This is a genomic window from Corynebacterium sp. UBA4397, assembly GCF_002390965.1.
Taxonomy (GTDB): Bacteria; Actinomycetota; Actinomycetes; order Mycobacteriales; family Mycobacteriaceae; genus Corynebacterium; species Corynebacterium flavescens.
Genome location: NZ_DGRD01000014.1, coordinates 41,237 through 51,591, shown reverse-complemented (window position 1 = coordinate 51,591; position 10,355 = coordinate 41,237). Strand labels below are relative to the sequence as shown.

Sequence of the window (10,355 nt, the reverse complement as noted above, 5' to 3'; positions counted from 1 at the left end):
GTGGATAACCCACCAGGCCCGGTGCGGTTATCCACAGGCGGGCCGCCTAGCCAGAGTTAGGTAGTGCGGTAGCAAGGCCATCCGGCCTATCCTGAATGATCGGTCCCATGCAGAAACACGGAGAAAAAGCCGATCTCGGGTTGAGCCCGCTAGTGTGGTGTATCTGTAACTGTCAGTAAGAGCCCCATGGATCACGTGAACGCTCTGAAAACAGTGTGGGTCAAAGTATGGTCAAACAATCCCACTGAAAGACTCAATCGGGAAATCCGTCGGCGTACCGGTATCGTCGGCATCTTCCCGAACCGGGATGCTATCGTCCGTGTGGTTGGAGCGGTGCTAGCGGAGCAACACGATGACTGGATTCAACAAAACCGATGATCACATCCAACATCATCGACGCTGGCGATCCCCCTGAGCAGTCCGCATGAACCGGCAAGAAAACCAACCACGCGCCGGCCCCTGAAGCCGTTGCCCAGCCTGTGTAATCGAAAGACAGAAACACCACTCCCATGGACTCGACCCAGCAGTATTGGTTTTGACCTATGCCTTTTGTACTGAGAAAGGAGATAGGAGATGAAAGAACGCCAATCTCGCTCTTGGATTCACAAGCTCTTTGTACATTAGCCTGTTTCTGAAACGACCGCCCTTCAGCAATCGTCTGCTGAGGGGCGGTCGAAGTTTTAGGTGCCGATCTTCTTAACGCGGTGTCTCGCGTGTTCGCGAGGCGATTGTAGAGAAATTAATACAGAGCCTGCTTGACGTCGTCCCAGGCCGGTTGGAGCTGCGCCTCATAGTTGCGCCAGTTGTGCATTCCGGTATCGAGGTAGGAGACGGTGGTATCGGCGGCGCCGGCCTCGGAGAGGGATTCTTCGAGGTTCTTCGTGCACTCGTGGGCGCCGCGCTCAAGGTAGAGGCCAGCGACCATGTTGTAGAAGGGCTCCCCTTCGTAGTCCTTGATGTCGACGTCGCCGGCTGCCCCGCTCGCGGCAGAGAGGTACACGGCCATGTCCTTGATGCCCTGCGGATTCTGGTTAACGTCCTGGGCATTCCACTTCTCGGAGCCTACCGGACCCCACATGTTTTCCACGTTGCCGCCACGGGACCCGACGATCAGGTTGACCGTCTGCTTACCTATGGCGTCCATGGTGGAGTAGCAACCCGAGATGCCGATCGCAGCATTGAAGAAGTCAGGATTGTTATTGGCCATGCGGACAGCTCCGCTGGCGCCCATGGACAGCCCGCCGATCCCTCGTTTGTCGTTGAAGTGCAGGGAGGGGTCGGACTCGAGAAGCGGTGCGAGTTCTTTGGTGATGAAAGTTTCCCATTTGATGGTTCCCAGAGCCGGGTCGTCCTTATCCCAATCGGTGTACAAAGAAGCCGCTGCGCCCAAAGGCATCACGACGGTGGCGTTCTCGTTGGCGAAGACATTCTTCACCGCACCGGTGTTGACCCACCCCGAGGAGTTCTTGTTGCCGCCAATTCCGTCCAGGAGGTACAGCATGGGCGCAGGTGCGTTCGGATCAGCCGGGCGGACGATCTGGACGTCGACCACGCGCTTCATCGAAGGGGAAGCAATGGACCATTTCTCGAGGCGATCCGCGCGGTTCTCGTCCTTCTTGTCCACGATCTTGACTTCGTCGATGTTGTCAACGGTGGGGAGCGGGTAGCCGCTCTCGCTGCTGAGCAGTGAATCAGGAAGCGTGGAGCCGGAGCCAGAGGTACTGCTTGAGTCCAGGAGATTGGCGCTGCTGAGAAGCCCCTGCAGTGTGAGATCGGAAGATCCTTCCCACTGCGAGGATCCTGCAACCAAGTCAAGGAGTCCGTCGTTGACCGAGCCTGCAAGCTCTGAGCTGGATGCGCCGTTGTCCTCCGCATTAGCGGACACAGGGATGGTGATGAGGAAACTCGCTGCGAGTATTCCAACTGATAGGGGACGCCAAAGTCGACGGGTCACAAAGTCCTCCGAGGATGAAGTTAAGGGCACGAGCCGTTTCACGGCCTCGTGATGTTGAACCTTAATAATGCTAGTCCGAGAGGTGGGTTCTTCAAGAATTCCGGTTGTCCTTAGGAAAACGGAAATTTAGGCGGGGCGCTTTCCGGTCTCGATGAACTCGATGATGCGCGGATCGAGTTTACCGTGGCGGTCCGTTTTGTAGGCAAGTTTGGCAAGCATAGTAAGCGAATCGTCAGTGTCCTTGAACTGGGTTTTCGCTGAAAATTCTTTCTGGCGCTGTCGCGTGAGTTTAGCGGCGGGCGATTTCTTCATGGTGCTTGCGCCTCCTCTTTGCATTGAACTGAGGCCCAATTTTAGCAGTTAAGAGCTCTGACACCTGGAGAACAGGTGGCGATGATAAGCAACTACCGCCGGATTGGAAAGAATTGGGATGCGAGCCTCGACGGCTGAGGCGGAGATGCGTATAACGGGGAAAGTACCGGAAAACACCAACCTCAATTAGGGAGTCTGAATTTACATGACTGTCAATACTTATTCGTTTCAAGATCAGGTCGTCGTCGTAACTGGTGGCAGCCACGGAATTGGCCGGGCTATAGCTCGTGCTTTTCTTGATAATGGCGCAAGCGTGGTGGTTACGGGGAGAAACCTCAAGCCGCTAGAGGAGTCTGTTGCGGGGTATCCGGGTGAGCGAACTCTGACTCTTGTCAACGATATTTCTGAGCCCGCTGCGGGGGAAGAGCTTGTGGCTGCGGTCAAGGAGGAGTTTGGCCGCATTGACGTCGTCGTGAGCAATGCCGGCATTGTGGAGGCAGGGGACTTAGTAGACATGGACGTCGACAAGTGGCACCAGATGCGCGCCATCAACGTCGATGGTTTTGTGTACTTGGCGCGCGCCGTCATGCCGGAGCTGGTCAATACGGGCGGCAACCTAGTGGCGGTATCTTCCGTATCGGGGCTCGGCGGGGATTGGGGGCAGGCTGGATACGCGGCCACCAAGCACGCGGTGAGTGGCTTCGTGCGTTCGCTTGCCCTGGACTATGGCGAAAAAGGGGTGCGCGTTAATGCGGTGGCACCGGCGTTTACGCATACTCGCCTCAACGAAGGATCGGCAGACACGCTCGAGGACGCCGCGCCCTATGTCAACCGCGTGGCTCTCGGGCGTCTGGGCCAGCCGGAGGATATTGCACCAGCGGTGCTCTTCTTAGCTTCCCAAGACGCCGGATACATCACGGGGCACGTGCTCAACGTTGATGGCGGCACGAATGCCTCCAATGGCCAGGCGCACGTTTGATGAACGTGGCCTAGGTCATGCTTGGGACATGCTCAGGCCATGACCTTGGTTGATTCGATGGCGCGCTGCAGACGGCGATGATAACCGTCCATGAAGCGTCGCAGCCACAGGCCCAAGATGAGCGTTGGGATGGTGAAGAGCAGCAGCATGCCGAGGCTGCGCCAGATATCGCCATGGTAAACGCCCGCTATAGCTGAGCGCAGTGCATCGACCGCGTAGGTGGCGGGTAGCCAGGGGCTGATGGTGTGGAACCAGTCCGGCAGCAGTGGCAGGGGATAGGCACCGCTCGCGCCGGAGATCTGTAGCACGAGGAGCAGGATAGACAAGGCCTTGCCGGCGCTGTCGAAAGAGATGACAAGCGTATAGATCATCAGCATGAATACGAGCGAGATAATCCATCCGCTGAGCAAGAGCAGGAAGGGGTGCGCGGCGCCGATCTGTACAAAGAGCAAAAGGCTGAGCACGACGAAGGTGGACTGTCCCAATGCGATAAGTGCGAAGGTGGCGAAGCGCCCTAGGTAAGCCTCGTTGCGGGTAAAGGAGCTAGCGGGTCCGAGGTAGCGCTTCTCCGCGTTGGTACGTACTAGCACGCAGGCGATGAGCGCGCCCACCCACAGGGACAGTGTCATGTAGAAGGGCGCCATGCCCACGCCGAAGGTGGCAACGGGGAAGATCGCCTCGCGGTCGATAGCCACGGGGGAGGTCAGGCGGGAGGCCAGGGTGGTGGGATCGTTGCTGAGGATCTCCGAAAGCTTCTTGAAGTCCCCGGAATCGCGGGCATCAGCAAGCTGGCGCTCGAGATCGGCGAAGCGCTTTGATTGTTCGCTGAGGCGGTCTGCCAAGCGCGCGGTGCTATCGCGGGCTTGGGTAAGGGCGCTGCCGGCGTTGCCTTCGGAACCCATGGTTGCGCGCACTCCCGCGAGGTCTTGCTTGACGGAGTCGATCCCGCCTGCGACGGCGCGCACGTTAGTGCCCAGTGCGTCGAGCTGCGGTTTCAGGTCGTTGCGGTAGGCACTGCGCGCGGATTCCACGGCGCTTATGGCGGAGTCCACTGCGTCCTTGCTGCGCTGGCGCGAATCGGTGGCGTTGCCGCGCCCGGATTCGATATCAGTGGCCGTTTGCTGCAGGGAGTCGTGCAGGGCATTCGTCTGCGCGATGGTGGAGTCGATTTGTGCCAGCACGCTGGCATAGGCGGTGGTTGCCAGACCTGCAGGAGCAGCATCGGCTTGTGCTTGCAGCGTTGAGCGTAGCTGCGAGAAAGCATCGCTTTGTTCCTGTACGCGCTGCGCCATGGAGCGGTAGGTGGTGGCGGTGCCGGAGGTGAGGGAGTCGGCATCGCCAAGCAGGCCATCGAGGCGGTCGCGGACTGCACCGTAGCTGGCGGCCGTCGAATCCAAAGCGGAATCGAGGGAGGAGGTTGACCCGCCGAGGATGGAATCGAGGGAATCCAGGGGAGACTGCCCGTTTGCATCATCAAGCGCGGAGGATTGTTCGCCCGCAGCCGCCAGGATATTGCTGGCGCCGTCTGCCAAGGGGACGGTGGAATCGAGAAGGCTCGATAGCGAGCGCACTGTGGTGGAGGCTGAATCCAGCCGCGCGCTGACTGTGCGCATGCGCTCCTCGACGGTGTCGAAGGCGCTCTGGGTCTGGTCGCGGTCGAGGTATTGGTCTAGTTCGGAGACGACGCCGAGACCGATGGAGGAAACCACCTGAGTAAAGGACTCGTCGATCTTCTCCACGACGCCATCGGCACCCTGGGTGGTAATGGTCGTGGAGAGGGCGTTCTTCTTCTCGTTGGTGTAGAGCTCGAGCTTGGTGGGCTCGGTCCCAGCCACGTAGAAGGTGAGCAGGTCCTTGCTAAAGTCCTCGGGCAAGACAATGCCGGCGTAGTACTGCCCGGACTTGGTACCCTCGACCGCATCGTTGCTATCGGTGATGATCCAATCAATATCGTGATTGCGACTGAGTTGGGAGAGTACCTCGTCGCCCAAGTTGAGCTTGATAGGCGCGAGATCGCTCTCATAGCCGGCGTCCTTACTGGCCACCGCGATTTGCAGGCGCTGGGTGTTGCCAAAGGGATTCCAGCTGGCGAGCACGTTAAAGGTGGTAAAAAGCAGTGGGATGATGAGCACGCCGAAGACGATCACAGCTGTCATGACGTTGGAGCGGATGGCGGCGAGATCGTCGCGCAGGATGGTCAGAATGTTCTTCATGCCTTGTCTCCCTGCCCTGACTGTTCCATTTCTCCTGTTTGTTCTTGATTCTCGCGTGGGGGACCTGCGTCCTCGTCACGTTCTTCGAGGCGGTAGGCGTGGGGATGGGCGCTTTGCTCGCGCAGATGCTCGCGCAGCTGATTTTCAGAAAGCTCTGCCAGGTGGCCGGTGCGCGCGAGGCTCTGATTAATGTACTCGATGAAACAGATGATGCCTACAGCCAGCAGCGTCACCAGGCAGGCGAGGCCGAAGAAGATGGCCTTCTCCTCCTCGTTGAAGTAGGAGGCAGCCCCGAGAATGAGCAGGAGCAGCGCCGCGACCGCGATGGTGATGAGCATGGCGATGCGCGAGTTTTCCCGCAGGGAGCGCCAGCGCGACTGGTTATTCTTCTCAAAGGTGCTGCGGTCTTGGAGCGCCACCAGGAGATCATTGATGCGGTAGCGGCCGCTGACAAGGTGGACCTTTTCATCGACGATGAGGCCGCCCTTGGCCAGCTCATCGTTGATGACGAGGTTGACGCTCGAGAGCGCGCGGCGCAGGAAACTGCCCGCGAGATAGGCCACGGCAGCCATGCCGATGAGGGTGGCCATGTAGCGCACATAATGTCCGTCGTAAAAGCCGCCGACGGTTTCACGCATGGCGGCGATGCCATAGGTAAAGGGCAGAAGCGGGTGGATAACGCGGAAGAAATCGGGGGTCATCTCAATGGGATAGAGACCTGAAGCCCCGGGGATTTGAATGAAAGCGAAGACGACGGCTATGCCGCGCCCCACGTGCCCGAAAGTTGAGACCAGCGCATAGACAATACTGAGATAGCACAGTCCGATGGCCACCGTTGTGGCCACGTAAGCCAGAGCGCTGACATGCTCCACTCCGATGGCGAGGTTGCCTATGCTCACGATGAGCGCCTGTCCAATGGCAAAGACCACCAGCAGCAAGAAACGCGCAAAGTAGGCCTTGGCCACGGTGATGTTCTTTATACCCTTGGGGTCGACCTCCGTGCGGAAGATGACCAAGAGCATGAAGGCCCCGATCCACAGGGTGAGGCTGGTAAAGAGCGAGGACATGCCGGAGCCATAGTGCTGTACGGGGAATACGGCATGGCTTTCCATCTGCGCCGGCGAAGACATAAAGCGCGCGACCTCGTCGGTGTTGAGCCCCTCTACGGTGTTGAGTATCGAGTCCCCGGCCACCGCACGCCCGAGGCCAAGGACGTCTGTACGCGCGGTGCGCAGGCTATCTTCAATATTGCCGAGGTCCCCGGAGAAGTCAGTGAGCACGCCCTGGGCCTGACCCAGCTGCTTGTCGACGCCGTCTAGAAGGCCCTTGGCCTGCTCCACCAGGGTTTGCTGCGAGGCAAGCGAGCCAGAAAGCCGGCCGGCGGTTGCTCCGACCCGGGAGATCGCCGAATTGAGGGCGGGCAGAGCAGTCGATGCGGAATCCGCCAGTCCCCGCGAATCTTGCTGCGTCTGGGCGGTGGCATCCTTGAGGGCCTGCGAGGCGTCGCGCAGCGAGTCTAGCGTGGTCGAGGCCGAGTCTTGGACTCCTCCCAGGTCTTGGAGCACCTGAGAGTTGCTAGCGTTGCGCTCCTGCAGACCGGATAAAGCCTGGCGCAGATCCGCGGCCGTTTGGGGTGGCAACCCTGGATTACTGGCCAGGGACTGAAGCTGCTCAAGCGCTTGGTCGGCCTGCTGCGTGGCCGCTTCCGCGCCGCGCGTAGCAGCACCAACGCGACCGAGCGCGCCTTCTAACTCGCCGCTGACGTTGCCGACTGCGGCGTTGGCGGATGCAGAGCCTTCGGCAAGCGCAGAGGTGCCCTGGAGATAAGCGTCGAGGGCACTATCACTAAAGGAGGTCACTTGGCCTTGGACGTCGCTGCTGATGGATTGGACATTGTCCAGTGCTTTCTCGGCATCACTCAGAGTCTGTGATACCGAGTCCAGTGTGTCCTTAGCCGCGGCTACGGTGGGGCGAGCGCCGGCGAGACGTTCGGAGACTTGGTCGAGCTCGCCCCGAGATCCTGCCACTGTGTCAGCGGTCTGGCCAAAGGAATCCGCAGAGTTAGTAGAGGCGTCTTGCAGCCGGTCGCTGAGCTTGCCGCCGGAGTTCTTGAGCTGCTGTGTGGCGGCGCTGGCCACCTGCTCGTTGAAAGTGGCTCCGATGGTCTGCTCGAGGGTATTCGCGCCTTTGTCCGTGATCTTGGGCCCGATGGCGCTGATTTTCTCGTTGACCTGGTAGCGCAGCGTGGGCTGGTTATAGGGGCCTTCGAAGAGGCTGATGAAGCTGGCGGAGAAGTTCTCCGGCACGGTGATGGCGGCGAATACATCTCCGCGGCGAACCGCCTCATCCGCCTCGTCTTGGGATAAGAAGCGCCAGCCCAGCTTGTCATTGTCGCGCAGCTGGTCGACCAACTGCTCGCCTACGTTCAAGGGGCCGGTCAGATCAGAAGCTGCGCCGGTGTCCTCGTTGACTACCGCGACGCCGATATTCTGCGTGTTCTTATAAGGATCCCAGAAGGCAGCGACGTTCACCCAGGAATAAAGCGCAGGGGTGACCATCACGCCGATGGCGAGGATCCACAACGTGGGAGTTCGCACTAGGCGGGAAAAATCCCGGAGGAAAACTTTCCAGCTTGTTAACATTTTAAAGACCGTAACACTGTAGTTGAGGCAGATGTGTTTGCCACGAAACTTCCCTCGGGATTATGGGCGAGATTAAGAGGCAGAGCTTTAGGCGATGAGCACTTCGGCGGAGTTACCGCCGCTGCATACGATGAGTCCGCGAGCCTGCGTTGTACAAGACATATCGTAGGCCTCGTTGGTTGCGGGACTCGTAGCCGTGACCGTCATGGGCAGCATTGAACGCAGTGAGGCGCTGGGCTGACCAGCCTGCGCGATGAGTGCCGCTCCGACCGCGTTGGCGAACCCGCAGCTGGTTTGTCCGTTGCCAGACATGATGAAGCCAATGCCATAGCCATTGCCCATGGTGCACATGGTTGCCGCGCGACCTTCGACGCTGACGGGGAATCCTGCAGCCTGGTCGCCGGGGACGGCGGACATGATCTCTTCGCGCAGGCCCGTGCCATCATCGGCAGCGGCGGGCGCGCCGAGGCTTTGCTCAAGCACGGGATTTTCTGCACCTGTATCAGGCGCTTGCTCTCCCAGCGTGGGTTGTGGGGCGTGTGCCAAGGACTCGCTACCTTGTTGGCGCAGTGCATCGAAGCCGTTGATGGCTTGCTGCTCGCCAGGCGTTTCCGCAGCGGGCGTGCTGTTTTCTGCGCTAAGGGCGCTGGTGGCTGAAGTGGGGCCGGAGGCGTTCTGGGAGGTCGAAGAGCAGGCTCCCAGAGCCAATAGGGAAACGGCTCCCAGCAATAACAGCGCCGTGGACGTCCCCGTCCCGCGGCGGTGGGGCCGCACGTGGGCAGGGACGTCGGTGAAGTGACTGTTATAGAGTTCCATGCCTCCACCCTATAGGTCTAGTGGAGATAGAGGAACCTTAATGGGGGATTAGTGCTCGTCGTAGTGGCCGTGGTCTGCGGCGTGGCGGTGGCCGTGGTGGATGTAGTCCACGTGGTCGCCGTGGGGAACAGCTACGTGTCCGCACCCCAGTCCGTGCACGTGGTCACCGTGATCCTCTGCGAGGGTGTGCGCGGAGGTCTCGCACTCGTCCCAGTGGCCCTCGTGCTCGCGGTGGATGTGGCCGTCATGCACGTAGCCGGTGTGATCGCCGTGCTGGAAGGCAACGTGGCCGCAACCTGCGCCGTGGACGTGCTCGTGGTGGGGGTGGATGGTATGGGTTGTCATGGGTGAACTCTTTCTTGGTGGAGGGGCTGCTGCACAGTGCTGCACAGTGCTGCATAGTTCTACACAGCGCTGCACATTTTCAAAACACTTTCATTAAGCTCCGTCTTCAATTGAGTTTCAACAAGGGAGGCAATTTTTCTTTATGAGAATGGGCAAACGCTGGTGGTGGTGTGAAAAATCTGTGACCTTTGTGGCGCAAGTGGTTGTCGTTAATGATCTCTAGGGGCATTTCGGGATATGTTGAAGGGGTGATGACTTCTAAACCGCTTTCTTTCTCGCGCCGCCTGCGCGCCGCCGCTTCTGTGTTTGCTGGGGCCGCGCTGGCCGTGGCCGGCACTCTTGCAGGTCAGGCCGTCGCCCAGGCGGCCCCTGCTGCTACGGTGACTCAAGGTCAAATGATCATGACCGCTGAGGGCTCTACCTGTACCGTCGGCTACGTCGAGGCAGACCGCGCATGGACCGCTGCACACTGCGGACTTTCCGGCCAGCAGATGTATGCAGAAGATGGCACTCACCTCGGCACACTGCGCTGGCTGAAGCCTTCGGGCGCCGCCGGGCAGGACATTGCCTACATTCAATTCGCTGCCGGAACGGTTAGCGGCGGCAATCCCAAGACAGGGGATGGCATCAACCCCGTGCCGCCGACGGGGGCACAAATCTGCGTTGACGGGCGCCGTACGGGCAATGATTGTGCCACGACCGTTGATAGGCTGCGGGGCGCGGACCCAGGTATGAACTTTGCGGACCCGCTGCCCAAGCTCAATGGCGATAGCGGCTCCGGGGTAAAGGTTCCTGGTCAGTCCGGGGTGGTTGGCATCTACCAAGGCGCGACCTACCTGAGCAGTGGCCAGGCCCACCGGGAGCTTTCTAACTACGCCCGCATGCCAGATGCAGGAGAACTGGCCAGCTTGCGCCACCAGGGCTACGTGCCGCGTAAAGCTAACCTGCCCCGCACCGTGACCCCCATCGAGTTGCCGGGTCTGCAGGTGCGAGAGCTGCAGGAGCAGGCCGAGGGACTCGTCACCACGAGTAGTGAGGGCCCGGGCTGGGATAGCGTGCGCGGAATTGCGCTCAACTACGGTGTAGTCCTCTAA

General features: G+C 59.9%; 8 protein-coding genes and 1 pseudogene. 3 read left to right on the top strand and 6 right to left on the bottom strand.

The window, feature by feature from the left end:
* Nucleotides 1-207: 207 nt before the first annotated feature.
* Nucleotides 208-375 (top strand): annotated as a pseudogene (locus B2696_RS03310) (transposase); the annotation flags it as partial.
* 364 nt (nucleotides 376-739) lie between these two features.
* Here B2696_RS03310 and B2696_RS03305 read toward each other — a convergent pair.
* Nucleotides 740-1,954 carry an alpha/beta hydrolase gene (locus tag B2696_RS03305; RefSeq protein ID WP_286953881.1) on the bottom strand — a complete coding sequence of 405 codons (1,215 nt, stop codon included), beginning with the start codon at nucleotides 1,952-1,954 and terminating at the stop codon, nucleotides 740-742.
* Nucleotides 1,955-2,080: 126 nt separating this feature from the next.
* A complete protein-coding gene (locus tag B2696_RS03300; RefSeq protein WP_286953878.1) occupies nucleotides 2,081-2,266 on the bottom strand; it encodes a hypothetical protein in 186 nt (61 codons plus the stop codon).
* A 205-nt stretch (nucleotides 2,267-2,471) separates the two neighbouring features.
* Between B2696_RS03300 and B2696_RS03295 the strand changes: the two genes are divergently transcribed.
* Nucleotides 2,472-3,245, top strand: coding sequence for an SDR family NAD(P)-dependent oxidoreductase (locus B2696_RS03295; RefSeq protein WP_286953877.1), 774 nt, complete (start codon nucleotides 2,472-2,474; stop codon nucleotides 3,243-3,245).
* 32 nt (nucleotides 3,246-3,277) lie between these two features.
* Here B2696_RS03295 and B2696_RS03290 read toward each other — a convergent pair whose 3' ends face one another.
* The 4 genes from B2696_RS03290 to B2696_RS03275 all read right to left on the bottom strand — a co-directional run bounded on the left by B2696_RS03290 (nucleotide 3,278) and on the right by B2696_RS03275 (nucleotide 9,261).
* The gene (locus B2696_RS03290; protein ID WP_286953876.1) at nucleotides 3,278-5,458 is read right to left on the bottom strand and encodes a YhgE/Pip domain-containing protein; all 2,181 of its coding nucleotides are present in this window, start codon (nucleotides 5,456-5,458) and stop codon (nucleotides 3,278-3,280) included.
* Nucleotides 5,455-8,100, bottom strand: a complete 2,646-nt coding sequence (locus B2696_RS03285; RefSeq protein ID WP_286953875.1) for a YhgE/Pip domain-containing protein — start codon at nucleotides 8,098-8,100, stop codon at nucleotides 5,455-5,457. The genes B2696_RS03290 and B2696_RS03285 overlap by 4 nt, the downstream gene beginning before the upstream one ends.
* Before the next feature lie 87 nt (nucleotides 8,101-8,187).
* On the bottom strand, nucleotides 8,188-8,916 hold the full coding sequence (locus tag B2696_RS03280; RefSeq protein WP_286953874.1) for a hypothetical protein: 729 nt from the start codon (nucleotides 8,914-8,916) through the stop codon (nucleotides 8,188-8,190).
* 48 nt (nucleotides 8,917-8,964) lie between these two features.
* Nucleotides 8,965-9,261 (bottom strand): hypothetical protein, encoded by a 297-nt coding sequence (locus tag B2696_RS03275; protein WP_286953872.1) that lies wholly within the window; start codon nucleotides 9,259-9,261, stop codon nucleotides 8,965-8,967.
* A gap of 251 nt (nucleotides 9,262-9,512) precedes the next feature.
* Here B2696_RS03275 and B2696_RS03270 point away from each other — a divergent pair, with 251 nt between their 5' ends.
* Nucleotides 9,513-10,355, top strand: coding sequence for a hypothetical protein (locus B2696_RS03270; protein WP_286953870.1), 843 nt, complete (start codon nucleotides 9,513-9,515; stop codon nucleotides 10,353-10,355).

Coding starts and splice junctions, on each gene's coding strand:
- B2696_RS03300 (WP_286953878.1), bottom strand. CDS start 2,266: ATGAAGAAATCGCCCGCCGCTAAACTCACGCGACAGCGCCAGAAAGAA.
- B2696_RS03295 (WP_286953877.1), top strand. CDS start 2,472: ATGACTGTCAATACTTATTCGTTTCAAGATCAGGTCGTCGTCGTAACT.
- B2696_RS03290 (WP_286953876.1), bottom strand. CDS start 5,458: ATGAAGAACATTCTGACCATCCTGCGCGACGATCTCGCCGCCATCCGC.
- B2696_RS03285 (WP_286953875.1), bottom strand. CDS start 8,100: ATGTTAACAAGCTGGAAAGTTTTCCTCCGGGATTTTTCCCGCCTAGTG.
- B2696_RS03280 (WP_286953874.1), bottom strand. CDS start 8,916: ATGGAACTCTATAACAGTCACTTCACCGACGTCCCTGCCCACGTGCGG.
- B2696_RS03275 (WP_286953872.1), bottom strand. CDS start 9,261: ATGACAACCCATACCATCCACCCCCACCACGAGCACGTCCACGGCGCA.
- B2696_RS03270 (WP_286953870.1), top strand. CDS start 9,513: ATGACTTCTAAACCGCTTTCTTTCTCGCGCCGCCTGCGCGCCGCCGCT.